This window comes from Streptomyces sp. NPDC101219, from assembly GCF_044767675.1.
Classification (GTDB): Bacteria; Actinomycetota; Actinomycetes; order Streptomycetales; family Streptomycetaceae; genus Streptomyces.
In genome coordinates, this window is record NZ_JBIWOK010000005.1 from 171,785 (window position 1) to 189,976 (window position 18,192).

General features: G+C 76.7%; 17 protein-coding genes. 4 read left to right on the forward strand and 13 right to left on the reverse strand.

Features of this window, described 5'->3' with window-relative positions:
* Positions 1 to 105: 105 nt before the first annotated feature.
* Positions 106 to 1,032, forward strand: a complete 927-nt coding sequence (locus tag ACIRPP_RS11645) for a polysaccharide pyruvyl transferase family protein (protein ID WP_403640435.1) — start codon at positions 106 to 108, stop codon at positions 1,030 to 1,032.
* Positions 1,033 to 1,159: 127 nt separating this feature from the next.
* A complete protein-coding gene (locus ACIRPP_RS11650; RefSeq protein ID WP_403640438.1) occupies positions 1,160 to 1,480 on the forward strand; it encodes a DUF3040 domain-containing protein in 321 nt (106 codons plus the stop codon).
* Between the two features lie 78 nt (positions 1,481 to 1,558).
* On the opposite strand, the gene ACIRPP_RS11655 is transcribed toward ACIRPP_RS11650, so the two are convergent.
* The 11 genes from ACIRPP_RS11655 to ACIRPP_RS11705 form a co-directional block, all read right to left on the reverse strand.
* Positions 1,559 to 2,455, reverse strand: a complete 897-nt coding sequence (locus ACIRPP_RS11655; RefSeq protein WP_403640441.1) for a glycosyltransferase family 2 protein — start codon at positions 2,453 to 2,455, stop codon at positions 1,559 to 1,561.
* Positions 2,452 to 3,330 carry a glycosyltransferase family 2 protein gene (locus tag ACIRPP_RS11660; RefSeq protein WP_403640444.1) on the reverse strand — a complete coding sequence of 293 codons (879 nt, stop codon included), beginning with the start codon at positions 3,328 to 3,330 and terminating at the stop codon, positions 2,452 to 2,454. Before ACIRPP_RS11660 ends, ACIRPP_RS11655 begins: the two co-directional genes overlap by 4 nt.
* On the reverse strand, positions 3,327 to 4,307 hold the full coding sequence (locus ACIRPP_RS11665) for a glycosyltransferase family 9 protein (RefSeq protein ID WP_403641175.1): 981 nt from the start codon (positions 4,305 to 4,307) through the stop codon (positions 3,327 to 3,329). The genes ACIRPP_RS11660 and ACIRPP_RS11665 overlap by 4 nt, the downstream gene beginning before the upstream one ends.
* An 866-nt stretch (positions 4,308 to 5,173) precedes the next feature.
* Entirely contained in the window at positions 5,174 to 6,547 is a 1,374-nt protein-coding gene (rfaE2, locus tag ACIRPP_RS11670) for a D-glycero-beta-D-manno-heptose 1-phosphate adenylyltransferase (RefSeq protein WP_403640447.1), read from the reverse strand.
* Complete coding sequence (locus tag ACIRPP_RS11675) at positions 6,544 to 7,158, reverse strand: SIS domain-containing protein (protein ID WP_403640450.1); 615 nt, start codon at positions 7,156 to 7,158, stop codon at positions 6,544 to 6,546. The genes rfaE2 and ACIRPP_RS11675 overlap by 4 nt, the downstream gene beginning before the upstream one ends.
* The gene (locus ACIRPP_RS11680) at positions 7,155 to 8,378 is read right to left on the reverse strand and encodes a glycosyltransferase (RefSeq protein WP_403640453.1); all 1,224 of its coding nucleotides are present in this window, start codon (positions 8,376 to 8,378) and stop codon (positions 7,155 to 7,157) included. The genes ACIRPP_RS11675 and ACIRPP_RS11680 overlap by 4 nt, the downstream gene beginning before the upstream one ends.
* A complete protein-coding gene (locus tag ACIRPP_RS11685) occupies positions 8,375 to 9,325 on the reverse strand; it encodes a glycosyltransferase (protein ID WP_403640456.1) in 951 nt (316 codons plus the stop codon). The genes ACIRPP_RS11680 and ACIRPP_RS11685 overlap by 4 nt, the downstream gene beginning before the upstream one ends.
* Entirely contained in the window at positions 9,322 to 10,320 is a 999-nt protein-coding gene (locus ACIRPP_RS11690) for a glycosyltransferase family 9 protein (RefSeq protein ID WP_403640459.1), read from the reverse strand. The genes ACIRPP_RS11685 and ACIRPP_RS11690 overlap by 4 nt, the downstream gene beginning before the upstream one ends.
* Positions 10,317 to 10,892, reverse strand: a complete 576-nt coding sequence (locus tag ACIRPP_RS11695; protein ID WP_403640462.1) for a D-glycero-alpha-D-manno-heptose-1,7-bisphosphate 7-phosphatase — start codon at positions 10,890 to 10,892, stop codon at positions 10,317 to 10,319. The genes ACIRPP_RS11690 and ACIRPP_RS11695 overlap by 4 nt, the downstream gene beginning before the upstream one ends.
* Positions 10,889 to 11,887: a glycosyltransferase family 2 protein gene (locus ACIRPP_RS11700; RefSeq protein ID WP_403640465.1), complete on the reverse strand. Its 999-nt coding sequence runs from the start codon at positions 11,885 to 11,887 to the stop codon at positions 10,889 to 10,891. Before ACIRPP_RS11700 ends, ACIRPP_RS11695 begins: the two co-directional genes overlap by 4 nt.
* Positions 11,884 to 13,524, reverse strand: a complete 1,641-nt coding sequence (locus tag ACIRPP_RS11705; protein WP_403640467.1) for a carbamoyltransferase — start codon at positions 13,522 to 13,524, stop codon at positions 11,884 to 11,886. The genes ACIRPP_RS11700 and ACIRPP_RS11705 overlap by 4 nt, the downstream gene beginning before the upstream one ends.
* 228 nt (positions 13,525 to 13,752) lie before the next feature.
* Between ACIRPP_RS11705 and ACIRPP_RS11710 the strand changes: the two genes are divergently transcribed.
* Both ACIRPP_RS11710 and ACIRPP_RS11715 read left to right on the forward strand, forming a co-directional pair.
* Positions 13,753 to 14,544, forward strand: a complete 792-nt coding sequence (locus tag ACIRPP_RS11710; protein ID WP_403640470.1) for a polysaccharide deacetylase family protein — start codon at positions 13,753 to 13,755, stop codon at positions 14,542 to 14,544.
* Positions 14,545 to 14,632: 88 nt separating this feature from the next.
* Positions 14,633 to 15,073 carry an SRPBCC family protein gene (locus tag ACIRPP_RS11715; protein ID WP_403640473.1) on the forward strand — a complete coding sequence of 147 codons (441 nt, stop codon included), beginning with the start codon at positions 14,633 to 14,635 and terminating at the stop codon, positions 15,071 to 15,073.
* Between the two features lie 414 nt (positions 15,074 to 15,487).
* Here ACIRPP_RS11715 and ACIRPP_RS11720 read toward each other — a convergent pair whose 3' ends face one another.
* Positions 15,488 to 16,645, reverse strand: coding sequence for an XdhC family protein (locus ACIRPP_RS11720; protein WP_403640476.1), 1,158 nt, complete (start codon positions 16,643 to 16,645; stop codon positions 15,488 to 15,490).
* A gap of 49 nt (positions 16,646 to 16,694) precedes the next feature.
* On the reverse strand, positions 16,695 to 18,149 hold the full coding sequence (locus ACIRPP_RS11725; RefSeq protein ID WP_403640479.1) for an NCS2 family permease: 1,455 nt from the start codon (positions 18,147 to 18,149) through the stop codon (positions 16,695 to 16,697).
* Positions 18,150 to 18,192 lie beyond the last annotated feature (43 nt).

An 18,192-nucleotide genomic window follows, 5' to 3' on the forward strand; every position in this document is an offset into this window, starting at 1 on the left:
CGGTGTGCGGGCGGCGGGCGGCCGGGTGCCGGGGCGCGGGAAGGAGCGAGGGAACCTTACAAATCCGGACGATTGCCCCAGGCCGGGCGGGGAACTCGGTGCGCGATGCTCACACAGGACGATGTGCGCCCGAAAAGGGTCCTGCTGGCCGGGTGGTTCAGCTTCCGCGACGGGGAAGCCACCGCCGGGGACGTGCTGGCCCTGCACCGCGTCGAGGAGGTGCTCCGCGCCGCGGACATCCCCTACGACGTGGTCTGGAGTCCGGGCTTCCGTCCGGACGCCCGGCACTTCGACGACGTCCGCCCGGGCGACTACTCCCACCTCGTGTTCGTCTGCGGTCCGCTGCACGGGCCGCAGATCGAGGAGCTGCACCGGCGGTTCGCGCACTGCGTCCGCATCGCCGTGGGGACCTCCGTGATCGACCCCGGCAGCCCCGCCGTGACCGGCTTCCACCGGGTCCTGGCCCGGGACGCGCCGGACACCCCGCCGGTGGAGGACCTGGCCGCTCATGCCCCGACGCTGCCCGCCCGCCCCGTCGTCGGGGTGATCCTCACCCACGGGCAGCACGAGTACGGGCAGCAACGCCGGCACGGCCAGGTCGCCGAGACGGTGACGCGCTGGCTGGCCGGCAAGGACTGTGCCCGGCTGGAGCTGGACACCCGGCTCGACACGGCCGACTGGCACCTCAACGCGACCCCCGCCCAGACGCAGTCCGTGCTGGCCCGGCTCGACCTCGTGGTCACCGACCGGCTGCACGGGCTGGTGCTCGGACTGCGGGTGGGGACGCCGGTCCTGGCCATCGACCCGGTGGCGGGCGGTGCGAAGGTCTCGGCCCAGGCCCGCGCCTGCAACTGGCCCGCCCTGCTGACCGCCGAGCGGCTGGACGAACGCGGACTGGACCGGTGGTGGTACTGGTGCCTGACCTCCGGCCGGGTCGCCGCCCGCCAGGCCCGCGACGCCTTCCGCGAGGACGCCGCCCCCGACAGCGCCGACCACCTGGTCGAAGCGCTGACCCACAGCGCCCGGCGATAGCGGGACCGGTCACGGCGCGCTCTCGGCCGGCGATGGCCTCAGGGCCCGGGCGCGGTCCGCCGGTTGGGCGGGGGCGGGGCGGGGCACTCGGCTGCGGTGACCGCCGTCCGCTTCGGGAGGTGAGCCTGTGTCCATCGGTCGACTCCCCGACCACGAGCAGCGGCTGCTCGACGAGATCGAACGGGCGCTGTGCCGTGACCGTCGCCTCGCGCGCCGCCTGCGCACGCTGCGCTGGAGCCGGTGGCCCGATGTACCGGCCATGCTGCGGCGGGTGGCGTCGTACCGCCCGCACACCCTCACCGTGGCCCTGCTGTGCGCCCTGTCCGTCGGCCTGATGGTGACCGGGATGGTCACCTCGGCGCCGGCCGTGATCTGGGCCTTCGCCGTCGTGTGGCCGCCGACCCTGTTCGCGGTGTTCCGGCTGCTGTGCCGGTGGTCCGGTGGCTGAAACGGCGTTCCGGTGCCTGAACGGCTTCCCGATGCCTGAATGGTTTCCCCGGGCGGGGCGGGCGGGGTGCGGGCGGGGTCAGCCCGTGTAGCGCCGGGCCGTGGAGGTGCGCTGGGCGGGCTCCAGCAGGCGGAGCCGGGACTCCACCTCGTGCGGCAGGACGCGGCGTTCGCGCAGCACCCAGGGCAGCGCCGCCGTCGCCTCCGCGAAGGCGCGCAGCGAGGTGGTGTCGCGCGGGACGCTGCGGGCCAGGGCCAGGGTGCGGCGCAGCGCCGTCCGGGGCGGGCGGCGCAGCCAGGTGAACCACAGGGTGTTGCGGATGCCGTGCCGGCGGCGCAGCGTCGAGTCGCGGGCCACCGAGGCGTGGTGATGGATCGCCAGGTCGTCGGCGTAGGTGAGCCACCAGCCGTCGGCCGCCAGGTCGGCGGCCAGCAGTTCCTCCTCGCCGCCGAGCCACAGCCGTGGGTGGAAGCCGCCCGCGGTGCGGAAGGCGTCGGTACGCAGCACGGTCGCCGCGGCCAGGAACGAGCCGAGCGCCGGCCCAGGCAGCCAGGGCGGTCCCGGCACCGGCGACTCGCGCAGTTCCCGCACGATGGGGTCCTCCGTACCGTCCGGTTCGACCACGATCCGGGCGGTGACCGTACCCAGCGCCGGATGCCGGTCCAGCAGGTCGGCGGCACCGGCCAGGGAGCCCGGCGCCCACCAGGAGTCGTCGTCGCAGAAGGCGACGTAGGGCGTGCGGACCTCCCGGACGGCGAGGTTGCGGCCGACGGCGCCGAGATTGCGGCCCGGGGACAGCAGCCGTACCTGCGGGTGGCGGCGGGCGACGGCCTCGGCGGTGCCGTCGGTGGAGCCGTTGTCGGTGACGATCACCCGGGGCCGTTCGGGGAGCGCGGCCAGGTGGCCGAGGGTGCGCAGGAGTTCGCGGCACCGGTTGTGGGTGATGACGACGACGGTCGTGCGCGGGTCGGTCATGCCTGCGTCCCCTCCAGCAGGCGGGCGGCCCGCTCGACGTGGGGTGGCAGCGGGCGGCGGGCGCGCAGTGCCGCGGGCAGCCGGCTGAGGGTCTCGCGCAGCGCGCGCCGGGCGTGGCCGTCGCTGCGGGCGTCGGCGGCGAGGGCGCCGGTGCGGGCCAGCGCGTAGGGGACGGGGCGGCGCAGCCAGGCGGTGAGGAGGGCGTTGCGGCGCTGCACGGCCGGGCGGCCGTCGCGGGGCCCCGGGTCCGGGTGGTGGTGGGCGACGATGTCGGCGCAGTGGGTGACGCCCCAGCCGTGGGCGGCCAGGTCGTAGGCGAGCAGGGTCTCCTCGCCGCCGAAGAACAGCAGCCGGTGGAAGCCGCCCGCTTGGAGGTAGGCGCTGCGGCGGACCACCGCGCCGCAGGCGAGGAAGCCGAGGACCTGGGTGCCGGGCAGGTCGGTGGCGGCGCCGAGGGGCGAGCGTGCGAGGACGTCGTTCATCGGGTCCGGCCGCGCGTCCGGGCCGACCAGGGTGCGGGCGGCGATGAGGCCGAGCCGGGGGTGGGCGTCGAACAGCTCGGCCGCCCGGCCGAGGGCGCCGGGGGCCCACCAGGAGTCGTCGTCGCTGAACGCCACGTAGGGCGTGCCGAGGGCGCGGGCGCCGTGGTTGCGGGCCAGGGCGCCGTGGTTGACGGGCAGCGCCAGTACCCGGACCCCGGGGAAGTCGCGGGCGAGCAGGGCGCGGGTGTCGTCGGTGGAGGCGTTGTCGACGACGAGGATCTCGGGCCGCTCGGGCAGCGCGAGGAGGTGGCGCAGGGTGACGGCGAGCCGGCCGGAGCGGTTCCGGGTGGCGATGACGACGCCGAGCGGGCGGGCCGGGGACGGAGCGGTCACGGGATGGTCTCCCCTTCTCGGGGCCGGGGGCCGGGCAGTCGGGCGAGGGCGTCCAGGACGTCGGCGGGGGTGATGCGCAGCAGCGCGGGGTCGGTGCGCAGGGCGTGCGGGTCGCCCTCGGGGCCGTACCAGAGGGCGACGTGGCGGGGATGGGGCGGCGGGCCCCAGCGGCGGGGCGGGACCGGGCCGAAGAGGGTGACGGTGGGGGTGGCGTGGGCGACCGCGAGGTGCGCGATGCCGGTGTCGCCGCTGACGACGGCACGGGCGTCCGCGACCAGGGCGGACAGCCGGCCGAACGGCACTCCGCCGGCGAGGACGTCGGTGCCGGGCAGCCCGGCCTGCTCGGCGAGCCGCGCCACCAGGTCGTCCTCGTCCGCTCCCCCGGTGACCACGACCCGCAGGCCCTGTGACCGCAGGGCGACGGCGACGGCCGCGTACCGCTCCACGGGCCAGCAGCGGGCCGGGGATCCCGCGCCGGGGTGCAGGACGACGGCGCCGGGCGCCGGGGACACGGCGGGCGGGCGGGGCAGCAGCAGGTCGGCCGGGTCGGCGTCGAGGCCGTACCAGCGCAGCAGGCGGCACCAGCGGTCCCGTTCGTGTTCCTCGGCGTACCAGGGCGGGCCCTCGATGCCGGGGGTGCCGGGGTGCGCGAAGGCCAGCAGCCGGCCCGGGCTCAGGCGGGACAGCAGGCGGTGGCTGGGCGGCCCGTTGCCGTGCAGGTCGACGGCGACGTCGGGGGGCGGCCCGGTCCAGTCGAGCGCGGCGGGCACGGCCCGGCCGGGCGCGGAGGCGGGCAGCAGCCGGTCCACGGCGCCGGTGGCCCCGGCGACCGGGGCGAGCCCGGCGGGCGCGGCCAGCACCAGTTCGTGACCGGGGAACCCGCGCCGCAGGGCCCGCAGGGCGGGCACCCCGGCGAGCAGGTCCCCGAGCCCGAGCGCCCGCAGCACCAGCAACCGGGGCCGCACGGCCCCGGCCACCGCCGTCTCCCCGTCGGGTGCCTCCGGTACGGGATCACGGTCCCCGGGGTCGGACGCGCCGTCGCCCGCGCGCCGGTGCCATCGGCGGACATCGGGACCCGGCGCGGTCCCGGCGGCCCACCCCTCGCGCGGCCCGGCCACCGTCGACGATCCGGCACCGGCGCGCCGACCGGCCACCGGCCGCACGGTGCACGCCGGTTCGGCATGCCGGCGGGCGGTCCCGTGCGGCTCGAGAGGCGCCGCCGACGTCCTCCTGGGCGGCGCGCCCCGATGCAAGGCCGACGCCCTCGCCACCCCGTCCGCCGACCGGCCGGGCCCGGGACGCCACACCGCGTCCCCCACCCCGCCAGGACCCCCCACCGGCCACACCCCGCCCCACGAGGACACCCACCACGGCACCGCGGACACCTCACCCGGCAGACCCCCCGCCACCCCTACCCGACCCGTCACCGGCCCTACGGCGTACGGCAGTTCGGGAGCCCGACGGGCAGCCACGGGCGGCGCGAAGTGCGCCGCCGACGTCCTCCTGGGCGACGCGCCCCGATGTGAGGCCGACGCCCTCGCCACCCCGTCCGCCGACCGGCCGGACGCCCGACCGGCCCCGGGACGCGACACCACGTCCCCCACCCCGCCAGGACCCCCCACCGGCCACACCCCTCCCCACCAGGCCACGCACCACGGCACCGCGGACACCTCACCCGGCAAACCCCCGGCCACCCCGGCCCAACCCGTCACCGTCCCTACGGCGTACGGCAGTTCGGCGTCCAGGCGGGCAGCCACGGGCGGCTCGAGGGACGCCCCGGACGCCGTCCCGAGCACCGCCGGCGGCCGTACCGTGCACGCCGGTTCGGCGTCGCGGCGCGCGGTCACCGGCCGCGCTCCGTGGCGCGTTCCAGGATGCCGGTGGAGGAGCGGCCCGCGAGGTAGGGCAGGAGGACCGCCTGGCCGCCCCACGCGTCGAGGAGGGTCGCCTCCGGCAGGTCGGCGGCCGCGTAGTCGCCGCCCTTGACCCAGACGTCGGGGCGCAGGTCGGCCAGGAGGCGTTCCGGGGTGTCCTCGTCGAACACGGCGACGGCGTCGACGCAGGCCAGGGCGCGCAGGACCCGCACCCGGTCGTCGAGGGTGTTGACCGGGCGGCCCGCCCCCTTGCGGCGCCGCACGGAGGCGTCGGAGTTGACGCAGACGACCAGGCAGTCGCCCAGTTCCCGGGCGGCCTGGAGGAGGCCGACGTGGCCGGCGTGCAGCAGGTCGAAGCAGCCGCCCGCGGCGACGACCGTGCCGTGGGCGGCGCGGACGCCGTCGGCGAGCGCGAACGGGTCGTCGCCGTCGGGCAGGTGGGCGTGCGCCGCGTCGGCGCGGGGCAGTGCTCCGGCGCCGCCCGCGCCGACGAAGGCGGTGGCGGCGGCGACCGCGCGTTCCACGGCCTCGCCGACCAGCGCGCCGTCGGCGAGCAGCCCGGCGGCCGTCGCGGCGAACCGGTCGCCGGCGCCGCAGCTGTCGCCGTGGTGCACGGCGCCGGCCGGGACGAGGAGCGGGTGGTCACCGTAGGAGAGGAGGGCGCCGCGGGCGCCGAGGGTGACGGCGACGGCGGCGGCCTTCCAGCGCCGCACGAGCGTGGCGGCACCGTGGGCGGCGGCGTGCAGGTCCCGGCGGCCGGGGCCGGCGTCGGGGGCGAGGGCCAGGGCCTCCTTCTCGGCGGGGGTGACGAGCCGGGTGCCGGGCACGGGCGAGCCGCCGCGCGGGTGGGGGTCCCAGACCAGCGGCGGGCGGGCGGTCAGCACGTCGCGCAGGGCGTCGGCGGTGCCCCGGCCGTAGTCGGAGACCAGGACGGCGGGCGCGCCGAGGACCGCCTCGCGTGCCTCGTCGGTGGCGGTGCGGGCCCGGCCGTCCCCGCGGTCCAGGCGGGCCACGGGCCGGTCCCCGGCCAGCACGCGGGTCTTCTCCGGCAGCGGCCCGGCGAGCGGCAGGGGGACGATCTCGACCCAGGGCCGAAGGAGCCGTTTCAGTTCACGGCTGGCCGGGTCGCCGCCCAGCGCGGTGACCAGGGTGACCTCCCGGCCGTCGCGGGCGGCGAGGTAGGCGGTGAGGGCGGCGCCGCCGGGCCGGGTCGTCTCCGCGCAGTCGTCGACGACGGGGACGGGCGCGTCGGGGGCGAGCCGGTCGGAGCGGCCGGTGAGGTCGCGGTCGAGCAGGGCGTCGCCGACGACCAGCAGGGGGGACTTGACGCCGGTGTCGCTCATGACGTCCTCCGTCCGCCGGTGGTGTCCTCCCGCCACCTGCCGCTCTCCAGCGCCGCGTCGAAGGCGGCGCACACCATGTGGACGGCCACCAGGTGGAGTTCCTGGACGGTGGCGGCCCGCGGGGCCTCCACGCACAGGCATTCGTCGCTGCCCGCCATCAGCGGGTTGGGGGCGGGCCCGGTGAGGGCCCACACCCGCAGGCCGGCCGCGCGGGCGGCGTCGGCGGCGGACAGCAGGTTGGCGCTGGCGCCGGAGGTGGACAGCAGCATCAGCACGTCGCCGGGCCGGCCGTGGGCGCGGACCTGGCGGGCGAAGACGGCGTCCACGCCGTAGTCGTTGGCGATGGCGGTGGTGCTGGAGGTGTCGGCGTGCAGGGCGATCGCGGAGAAGGCGGGCCGGTCGTCGCGGTAGCGGCCGACGAGTTCGGCGGTCAGGTGCTGGGCCTGGGCCGCGCTGCCGCCGTTGCCGGCGGCCAGCAGCCGGCCGCCGGCGGTGAGCACCTCGGCGAGGCGTTCTCCCCACCGCGCGGTGACGGGTGCGCCGGCGCGGAACGCCACGAGGGCGTCGGCGAGGGCGTCGCAGTGTCCGGTGACGGGGGGATGCACGGTCATCGGGCCACCTCCTTCGGGATCGCGTGTGCGGCGAGGACCTGGCGGTGGACGTGCTCGACGCCGTCGGCGACGCGCTGCCAGGTGTAGTGGGCCAGGACGCGGTCGCGTCCGGCAACCCCGTAGGCGCGGCGGGTGGCGTCGTCGTTGAGGAGGCCGCGCACGGCGGCGGCGACCGCCTCGGGGTCGCCGGGGGCGACGAGCCGTCCGGTGGTGCCGTCGGCGACGCTGTCGCGGTGGCCGCCGACGTCGGTGGCGACGACGGGGACGCCGCAGGCCATGGCCTCCAGCGGGACGATGCCGAACGGTTCATAGGCGGGCGTGCACAGCACCAGGTCGGCGCTGCACAGCAGGGCGGGCATGGCGGCGGGGTCGACCGCGCCGAGCATCCGCACCCGGTCGGCGACGCCGGCGCGGTGGGCGAGGTGCCACAGCCGCCGGGCCTCCTGGTCGCGGTCGAGCCGGGCGGCGGCGGGTCCGCCCGCGACGACGAGTTCGGCGTCCGGGATGCGGGTCAGGGCGCGCACGGCGAGGTCGTAGCCCTTGCGGCGGACGAGCCGGCCGCAGGCCAGCAGCCGGTGCGGTGCGCGGCGCGGCGGGACGGCGGGGCCGGTGGCGCCGGGCCGGAAGTGGCCGGCGTCCACCCCGCACGGCACCACGGACACGCGCCGTGCCGTCCGCACGCCCATGGCGGCGAGTTCGGCGACCTCGTCGGAGCAGGTGGCGAGGACGCGTTCGCAGGTGCCGGCGAGCTGCCGTTCGATGCCGATGCGGGCGGGCGGGCTGGTGTCCCGCCACGCCTGGTGGCGGCGCTTGACGGTGCCGAGGGCGTGGAACGTCTGCACCACGGGGATGCCGTGCGGGCGGGCGCCGAGCTGGGAGGCCATGCCGGACATCCAGAAGTGGGCGTGCACCACGTCGGGGCGGCCCCGGCCCCATGCGCGGGCCAGGTGGGCGCCGAACGCGGCCATGTGGGGCAGCAGTTCGTCCTTGGGCACGGTCCGGGGCGGCCCGGCGGTCACGTGCTCGACGACGGCGCCGCCGGGCAGCGGCACCCGTTCGGGCAGGGTCACCGCGTCGCGGCGGGTGTAGACGGTGACGTGGTGGCCGCGCCGGGCCAGTTCCTCGCTGAGCCGGGCCACGTACACGTTCTGGCCACCGGCGTCGACGCCGCCGAGCGCGGCGAGCGGGCTCGCGTGCTCGGACACCATGGCGATCCTCATCGGGCCACCTCCTTCAGCAGCCGCTCCCAGTCGTCCAGGAAGCGGGGGAGCCCGTAGCGGGCGAGGGCCGCCGCGCGGGCGCCCTCCCCGACGCTGCGGGCGTACAGCGGGTCGGCGACGAACTCCCGCACGGCGTCGGTCAGTACGTCGATCCGGTTGGACACCACTCCGGCGCCGGGCGGGACCGCCTCGGTGACCTCGGTGGTGGCGAGGGCGACCACCGGCATGGCGAGGTGCATCGCCTCCAGCAGGGACAGCCCGAGGGAGGTCCAGCGGACGGGGTGGACGTAGACGCGGCGGCGGGCCAGTTCGGCGTGCAGGTCGCGCTGGGTCAGCTCGTGGGCCCGGCAGCGGTCGGCGGGCAGGCCGACGTGTGCGGCGACGCCCTCGGTGCCCATGCCGAACACGTCGAGGGGCGCGGCGTCGGCGAACGCGGGCAGCAGGTCGGTGCCGGTGGTGCGGCCGCGCCGGACCGGCTCGTTGACCACGACGGCGGCCCGGGGCAGTTCGCCGGTCCACCGGGGGCCGGGGTCGACGATGCCGTGTTCGACGACGGTGGCGGGGGTGGCGCCGGCGTCCCACATCAGCCGGTTGAAGTGGGTGACGTGCACGAGGGTGACGCCGGGCACGTCGGCGGCCGGGTGGCGGGTGTCGGGCACGTCGCCGTGCGGGGCGTTGTGCTCCAGCCAGATCAGCGGCGGGCGGCGGCCCAGCCAGGCGTCCACCAGGGCGAGTTCGTGGGGGCGTTGCAGGACGACGACGTCGATGTCCGCGTCCCGCAGCCGTTCGGGCGGCATCTCGACGACCGAGTCGGGCCAGTCGAAGGTGCGGGCGCGGCCGAGGCCGTCGGGCCCGCGGTCGGGGGTGACGGGGACGACGTAGGTGTGGGGGCCCTGCACGAAGGCCGTGGTCCACGACCCGTGCACGTGCCAGAGCAGGATCCTCATGCCACCTCCACCAGCTTGCCGACGGCGGCTACGACGTCGAGCGCGGTCACGCCGTCCAGACACGGGTGGCCGGGTACGGGACAGGTGCGGGCCCGGGTGCCGGCGCACGGCGCGTTCTGGTCGCCGAGCAGCACGAAGGGCACGCCGTAGGGCCGCCAGCGTCCGGCCGGGACGACCGGCGCGAACAGGGACACCACGGGGGTGCCGACGGCGGCGGCGAGGTGGGCGGGGCCGGTGTTGCCGGTGACCGCGCAGGCGGCCCGGGCGAGCACCCCGGCGAGTTCGGCGGCGTCGGTGCGGCCGCCGAGGTCGAGGGCCCGGTCACCGGCGACGCGGGCGGTCAGTTCCCGTTCGCCGGGGCCGCCGGTCACCACCACCTGGTGTCCGGCGTCGGTGAGTTCGGCGACCGCCTGGGCGCACCGTCCGGGGCTCCAGGCGCGGGCGGGGACGCTGGCGCCGGGGTGGACGACGACGTAGCCGGCGGGGCCGGTCAGCGGCTCGGTGTCCGGGGGCGCGAGGACGCGCAGGCGGCCGTCGTCGGGGCACGGGAACCCGGTGGCGTCGGCGAGGTGCAGCGCGGCCTCGGCCTCGTGGGCGTGCGGGTCCCGGTGGTGGCGCACGTCGAGGAGGGAGCCGGGGTAGTCCTCGCTGTCGGCGGCGATGTGCCGGACGCCCGCCATGCGCAGCAGCAGGGCGGTGGGCAGCGGGGACTGGTGGAAGGAGGTGAGGACGAGGGCGGTGCCGGCGCCGGTGGCGGCGATCCGGCCGACGAGGGCGTCGACGTCGTCGCGCCGGACCGGGGGCGGCCGGAAACCGGCCCAGGGCGCGTCCCAGACGAGGACGTCGTCGACGCCGGGCAGGAGCCGGGCGGCGGGCGCGCCGAGCGGCCCGCACAGCAGGGTGACGTGGTCGGCGCGGGCCGCGACGGCGCGCACCGCGGGCCCGGCGAGCAGCACGTCGCCGAAGCTGTCGAGCCGGGTGACGAGGGCCTTCACGCGTGCCTCCCGAGCGCCGGGGATCCGGCGGCCGGACTGCGGCCGGGCTCCGGCAGGCCGTCCAGCACCGCGCGGACGGCCGTCGTCAGGTCCGGGGCGACGTGGGGCGCGGCGGCCGTCTCCGTCGGGCGGGTCACGGGGGTCGGGACGAGGACGGCGCGGGCGCCCGCCCGGTGGGCGGCCTCGATGTCGGCGCCGATGTCGCCGATGACGACGCAGTCGGCAGGGTCGGCGCCCAGGCGTCCGGCGGCCCGGAGGATCATGCCGGGGCGGGGTTTGCGGCAGGCGCAGCCGTCGTCGGGGGCGTGCGGGCACAGCTCCCACACGTCGAACGGGCCGAGGAGGTCGTCGATGCGCCGGTTGACGGCGCGGGCGTCGGCGGCGGTGAGCAGGCCCCGGGCGATGCCGGACTGGTTGGTGACGACGCCGGTGCGGATGCCCCGGGCCCGCAGGGCGGCGACCGCCTCGCGGGCGCCGTCGACGGGGCGGACCCGGCCGGGGTCCCCGTTGTAGGGGACGTCGTGGACCAGGGTGCCGTCGCGGTCGAACAGCACGGCGCGCACCGGGCTCACCGGGCCGTCTCCTGCCAGGCGGGGGCGTTGCGGTGGCGCCAGGCCCCGGCGAGCCGGTGCCAGGTGGCGGCGGGCGGGATGAGGACGCTGGTGAGCAGCATGGTGGTCACCTCGTCGCGGGTGCGCGGCCCGGGGAGGATGCGGGCGCGGGCGAACTCGGCGGTGCCGGCCGCCCAGCCGGCGGCGCAGGCGGCCGCCGCCCGCCGGTGTCCGGTGGCGGCGAGGACGCAGGCGGCGGCCCCGGCGGCGGTGATCGCGGCGTGGCGGCGGATCCGCCCGCGGGGGGCGACGGCCTTGTCCCACCAGTCGGGTCCGTGCAGATGCCGCATCAGCGCGTCGTCGGCGTTGCCGCGCTGCTGCTTGACGGAGGCCCAGCGGGAGGCGGGCCGCACGGGGTGCCGGGTGGTGCGGCTGCCCTGCCGTATGCGGTGTCCGGCGTCGAGGACGCGCAGGGCGAGGTCGGCGTCCTCGCGGAAGGCCCGCGGGAAGCGTTCGTCGAAGCCGCCGACCTGCTTGAGGACGGCGGTGCGGTAGGCCATGTCGGCGGTGATCCAGCGGGCGCGGGCGAGTCCGGCCGTGCCGCGTTCCCAGTCGGTGGGGCGGCGCCCGCCGGGCAGCGGCACGGTGATGACGCCCTGCACGGCGGCGACGTCGGGGGGCGCCTCGGTGAGGTCCGTCGCCAGCTGTTCGCACCAGCGGGGGCCGACCTGGACGTCGTCGTCGAGGAAGGCGACCCAGGGCGCACAGACGGCGCGCATCCCGGTGTTGCGGGCGGCGGCGGGTCCGCGTCCGCCGCCGGTGAGGACGGTGGTGCGCTCCCGCAGGTCGCCGAGGACGCCCAGCGGGTGGTCGAGCGCGGCCGGGTCGGGGTCGGGCCGGTCGTCGACGAGGACGATCTCGTCGGGGCGCGGCCCGGTCGCGGCGGCCAGCGCGGCGAGGCAGTCGGCGAGCGTGTCCCGCACCAGGGTGGGGATCACGACGGCGTAGGAGGTCATGCGTACGCCCTCCCCCTGCGCACCGCGTAGGGGCCGATCGCGAGCAGGTCGACGGGGGCGGAGCCGAAGCACTCCAGGGCGTCGCGGGGGTCGTCGACCATGGGCCGGCCGGCCGTGTTGAGGCTGGTGTTGACGACGACGGGGAGCCCGGTGCGGCGTTCGAAGCCGTGCAGCATCCGGGCGACCAGGGGCTCCTCCCGCTCGTCGACGGTCTGGATGCGGGCGGTGCCGTCGACGTGGACGACGGCGGGGATGCGGTCGCGCCATGCGGGCGCCACGTCGTGCACGAAGAGCATGTACGGGCTGGGCAGCGGGCCGCCGGAGAACAGGTCGGCGGCGCGGTCGGCGAGCACCATGGGGGCGACCGGCCGGAACTCCTCGCGGCCCTTGACGTGGTTGAGCCGTTCGAGGTTCTCGGCGCGGCCGGGGTGGGCGAGCAGGGAGCGGTGTCCGAGGGCGCGCGGTCCGTACTCGCTGCGGCCCTGGAACCAGGCGACGACGCCGTCGCGGGCGAGTTCCTCGGCGACGGTCTCGGCGATGTCGTCGGGCCGGTCGTAGGGGACGGCGGCGCGGTCGAGCCAGTCGCGCAGTTCCTCGTCGCTCCAGCCGCGTCCGAGGTCGGCACCGGGCATGGGCAGGGTGGCGACGCCCTCCTGGGCGGACACGTGCAGGGCGCCGCCGAGGGCGGTGCCGGCGTCCCCGGCGGCCGGCTGCACCCACAGGTGCCGGTAGGGCCCGCGGGCGGCCAGGCGGGAGTTGGCGACGCAGTTCAGGGCGACGCCGCCGGCCAGGGCCAGGGCGTCGCCGCCGGCCTCGCGGTGCAGCCAGTGCACGAGGTCCAGGAGCACCTCCTCCAGGACGGCCTGGGCGCCGGCGGCGAGGTCGGCGTGGTCCTGGTTCCAGGGCTCGTGCGGGGCGCGCGGCGGGGTGAGGGCGGCCCAGTCGACGCCGTGGGCGCGGAAGCCGCCGTCGCCGGTGGCGTGGACGTGTTCGCGCAGGCGGGGCAGGTGGCGGGGGGTGCCGTAGGAGGCGAGGGCCATGACCTTGTACTCGTCGCTGCTGCGCAGGAAGCCGAGGTGCTCGGTGAGTTCCTCGTAGACCAGGCCGAGGGAGTGGGGCAGGGCCTGGGTGGCGAGGGTGTCCAGTTTGCCGTCGCGGTAGCGGCCGGCCAGGTGGGAGGCGGCCTCCCCGCGGCCGTCGAGGACGAGGACGGCGCTGTCGGGGTGGGGGGAGGCGGGTCCGGCGGACGCGGCGTGGGCGACGTGGTGCGGCACGAAGACCACCCGGGCCGGGTCCAGGCCGGGCAGGGCCTCGGCGAGGAACTCGGGGGCGCGGCGGGCGTACTCCAGGCGGAGCGGGTCCCAGGGGTCGTCCAGGCCCTGGTCGGCGGCGGGGCGGGCGAGGGCGGGATCGAAGGAGTAGCTGACGGCGTCCAGGTCCGCGGGGGTGAGCCCGGCCCGCTCCAGGCACCAGCGGGCGGCCAGCTCGGGCAGCTCCCAGGCGGAGAACGGCACCGGGCGCTTGCCGTGCTTGCGTCGGCTGAAGCGCTCCTCCTCGGCGGCCGCCACGACCTGTCCGTCGACGACGAGGGCGGCGGCGGGGTCGTGGAACAGGGCGTTGATTCCAAGGATCCGCATGGGGCGTGCTCCGTCCTGGGCGACCGGTGTGGCTCCTGAGGAACGCGAGTGCCGTTTTGCGGTTGTCTCAAACACTTGGAGACGACTTGCCCGGACTGTTCCGATATGCAGCGGATTGCGGGGGGCAGTGCCGGCACGTGACCGCTCTCACATGCGGCTTGCGGTCCGCGCGGAGGCATGACCGGCGGACTATACATTGCGTGTATAAACGCTGTGTACAGTCCGGGCATGCCTTCTCCGACCAAGAAGACTTCGACCCGGAAGACGACAAGATCCGCGACCGCGTTCCGGGCCGCCGCCGCACTCGGTGCGGCGGCGGCCCTGCTCGTGGCACTGGGGGGTTGCGGGCGGACCGACACGACCGCACCGAGCAGCGTGCGCACCACCGACGTCCAGGCCCGCTTCGGCCCCGTCGACTGCCGCGAGGCGAAGTGCGTGGCGCTCACCTTCGACGCCGGCCCGAGCGAGCACTCCGCGCGGCTGCTGGACATCCTGAAGGAGGAGCAGGTCCCCGCCACGTTCTTCCTCATGGGCAGAAAGCACATCGACCGCTACCCGGCGCTGGTCCGGCGCATGGCCGACGAGGGGCACGAGCTGGCCAACCACACCTGGACCCATCGCCGCCTCACGGATCTGGAGCCGGAGGAGATACGCGAGGAGCTCACCCGCACCGACGACGCGATCGAGCGCCTCACCGGCCACCGCCCCACGCTCATGCGCCCTCCGCAGGGCCGCACCGACGCGACCGTGCACGAGATCTGCCGGGAACTGGGGCTCGCCGAGATCCTGTGGAGCGTCACCGCGAAGGACTACGCGACCACCGACTCCGAGCTCATCACCCGCCGCGTCCTCACCCAGGTCTCCCGCGACGGCATCATCCTGCTGCACGACCTCTACGACGGGACGGTGCCCGCCGTGCCCGGCATCATCGACGCGCTGAAGAAGCGCGGCTACGTGTTCGTGACGGTGCCCCAGCTGCTGGCCCCGGGGAAGGCGGAGGCGGGGAAGGTGTACCGGTGACCGCGGACGCGCCCCCGGGCGCTGGCCCGGGCGGGTGACGCGGCCGCCGCCCTGCCGGTGTGCCCGCCGGGTTCCCTAGGATCGTCCGGTGGCCACCTTCCTTGTCCGGCGCACGGCGCCCCTTCCCCCCGACGAGGCCTGGCGCCGGCTCACGGCCTGGCACCGGCACGGCAGCTCCGTCCCGCTCACCCGGATCACGGTGACCACTCCCCCGCCGACCGGCGAGGGCACCGTCTTCGTGGCCCGCACCGGGCTGGGCCCGCTCTCCTTCCGCGACCCGATGGAGGTCACGGTGTGGGAGCCGCCCGGGGACGGCACGCCGGGCCGGTGCCGCCTGGAGAAGCGGGGCCGGGTCGTCACCGGCTGGGCGGAGATCGAGGTGCGCCCGGGACCGGGCGGCCGGGCCCGCGTGGAATGGCGCGAGGACCTGCGGATCGCTCTCGTCCCGGCGGTGTTCGACGGCGTACTGGCCCGCGCGGGCCGCCTGGTCTTCGGCCGGGCGGTCAACCGGCTGCTGCGCCGGGCGTGACGGTCGCCGGCGCGGCGGGTGCAGGGCGCGACGGCGGCCGGGCGCGGCGGGTGGCGGGTGTGAGGGCCGCCGGGCGCGGCAAGTGCCGGGCGCGGCGGCGGCCGGGCCGCGGCAAGTGCCGGGCGCGGCGGCGGCCGGGCCGCGGCGGGTGCCGAGCGCGACGGCCGCGAGCGTGACAGCGGCCGGGCGTGACGGCCGTCGGCGCGGCGGCTGCCGGGTGTGAGGGCCGCCAAGCGCGGCAAGTGCCGGGCGTCACGGCGGCCGGGCGCGACGGGTGCCGAACGCGACAGCCGAGAGCGTGACAGCGGCCGCGCGGGACGCCACCGGCGCGGCGGCTGCCGGTACGGCGGTGCTCAGCGGGTGCCGGTGCTCGCACGGGTCACGCCCGCGGTGCTCAGTAGCTGCAGCGCCGACTCAGGCCACCGATCCGATCCGCCCCGCCGGCCCCGGGCCGGAGCCGCCGTCGTGATGGATCGGGGTGTGCGCGCCGGTGAGGGAGGCGCCGCTGCCGCCGCGCCGGTCGGCGACGATCTCCGCCGCGATGGACAGGGCCGTCTCCTCCGGGGTGCGGGCGCCCAGGTCCAGGCCGATGGGGGACCTCAGCCGGGCCAGTTCCAGCTCGGTCACGCCGGCCTCGCGCAGCCGGGCGTTGCGGTCCAGGTGGGTGCGGCGCGAGCCCATCGCCCCGACGTACGCGACGGGCAGGCGCAGCGCGAGCCGCAGCAGCGGCACGTCGAACTTGGCGTCGTGGGTGAGGACGCACAGGACGGTGCGGCCGTCGACCTCGGTGCGCTCCAGGTACCGGTGCGGCCACTCCACGACGACCTCGTCGGCCTCGGGGAACCGCGCCCGGGTGGCGAACACCGGGCGGGCGTCGCACACGGTGACGTGGTGACCGAGGAACTTGCCCACCCGGACCAGGGCCGCCGCGAAGTCGATCGCCCCGAAGACGATCATGCGGGGCGGCGGGACCGACGACTCCACCAGCAGCGTCAGCGGGGCCCCGCACCGGGACCCCTCCGCGCCGATCTCGACCGTGCCGGTGCGGCCCGCGTCCAGCAGGGCGCGGGCCTCGGCCGCGACCGTCCGGTCCAGTTCCGGGTGGCCGCCGAAGCCGCCCTCCCACGCACCGTCGGGGCGGACCGTGAGGGCCCGGCCGCGCAGCTCCGCGGGGCCGCTCACGACGCGGGCCAGCGCCGTCGCCCCGCCCTGCGCGGCGGCGGCGAGCGCGGCGGTCAGGACCGGGCGGACGGGGTCGTCCGCCCGGACCGGGGTGACCAGGATGTCGATGACGCCGCCGCAGGTCAGGCCGACGGCGAAGGCGTCGTCGTCGCTGTACCCGAAGCGCTCCAGGACGGACTCGCCGTCCCGGAGCGCCTGCTCGCACAGCTCGTACACGGCGCCCTCCACGCAGCCGCCGGAGACGGAGCCGATCGCCGTGCCGTCGGCGTCGACGGCCAGCGCGGCGCCGGGCTGCCGTGGCGCGCTGCCGCCGACCGCCACGACCGTGGCGACGGCGAAGTCGCGGCCCTCGGTGGTCCACCGGTGCAGTTCCTCGGCGATGTCCAGCATCGTGCTCTCCTCGGCAGCGGTACGCGTGCGGGTTCCCTGTGGGCGCGGGTCAGTGCACGCCCAGCCAGCTCTCGATGGGGGCGAGGGCGAAGTAGACCAGGAAGACCAGCGCCAGGCCCCACATGAAGGCACCGATCTCCCGGGCCCTGCCCTGGCCGGTCCGGATGGCGACGTAGGAGATGACTCCGGCGGCGACGCCCGCGGTGATGGAGTACGTGAACGGCATGATCACCACGGTGAGGAACACCGGGATCGCGGTGGCACGGTCGGCCCAGTCGACATGGCGGGCGTTCATCATCATCATGGCGCCGATCACCACCAGGGCGGCGGCGGCCACCTCGCCCGGCACGATCGCCGTCAGCGGGGTGAAGAACAGGCAGGCCGCGAAGAACAGGCCGGTGACGACGGACGACAGTCCGGTGCGGGCGCCCTCGCCGACCCCGGTCGCCGACTCCACGAACACGGTCTGCCCGGACGCTCCGGAGACACCGCCGATGGCGCCGCCGGCCCCGTCGATGAACAGCGCCTTCGACAGGCCCGGCATCCGCCCCTTGTCGTCGGCCAGCTTCGCCTCGGTGCCGACACCGATGATGGTGGCCATGGCGTCGAAGAAGCCCGCCAGGACGAGGGTGAAGACGATCATGCCGACGGTCATCGCGCCGACCTCGCCCCAGCCGCCGAACTCGACGGCGCCGAACACCCCGAAGTCGGGCATCGACACCGCGCTGCCGTTCAGTTCGGGTGCGCCGGCGGCCCACTGCTTCGGGTCGATGACGCCGAAGGCGTTGAGGGCGACGGCCAGGACCGTGCCGCCGATGATGCCGATCAGGATCGCGCCCGGTACGCCCCGCGCCTGGAGCATGAAGATCGCCAGCAGGGTGACGGCGAACAGCAGGACCGGCCAGCCGGACAGTTCGCCGGCCGGGCCGAGCGTGACCGGGGTCGCCTTGCCCTGGTGCACGAAGCCGGCCTTGTAGAAGCCGATCAGGGCGATGAACAGGCCGATGCCCATGGTGATCGCGTGTTTCAGGGCGAGCGGGATGGCGTTCATGACCATCTCCCGCAGGCCGGTGACGACCAGCAGCATGATGACGACGCCGTACATGACGCACATGCCCATCGCCTGCGGCCACGTCATCACGGGCACGACCTGCGAGGCGAGCACGCCGGAGACGGACAGCCCGGCGGCGAGGGCGAGCGGCACCTTGCCGAAGAAGCCCATCAGCAGGGTGGTGAGCGCTGCGGCGAACGCGGTGGCGGTGATCAGGGCGGTGCGGCCGAGGGTGTGGCCGGCCGCGTCCTCGCCGGACAGGATCAGCGGGTTGAGCAGCAGGATGTAGGCCATCGCCATGAAGGTGGTGATGCCGCCGCGCACTTCACGGGCGACCGTGGACCCTCGGTGCGATATGTGGAAGTAACGGTCGAGCCAGGACCGGCCGGCCGGGACGCGGGTTCCCGCGCCCGCGTCGTCGGCGGTGGTCCTGGGCTGCACTGACTGGGTCATGGTGCCATCTCCCAAGGTTCACAGGGGCACCCGTGCCCTCTTC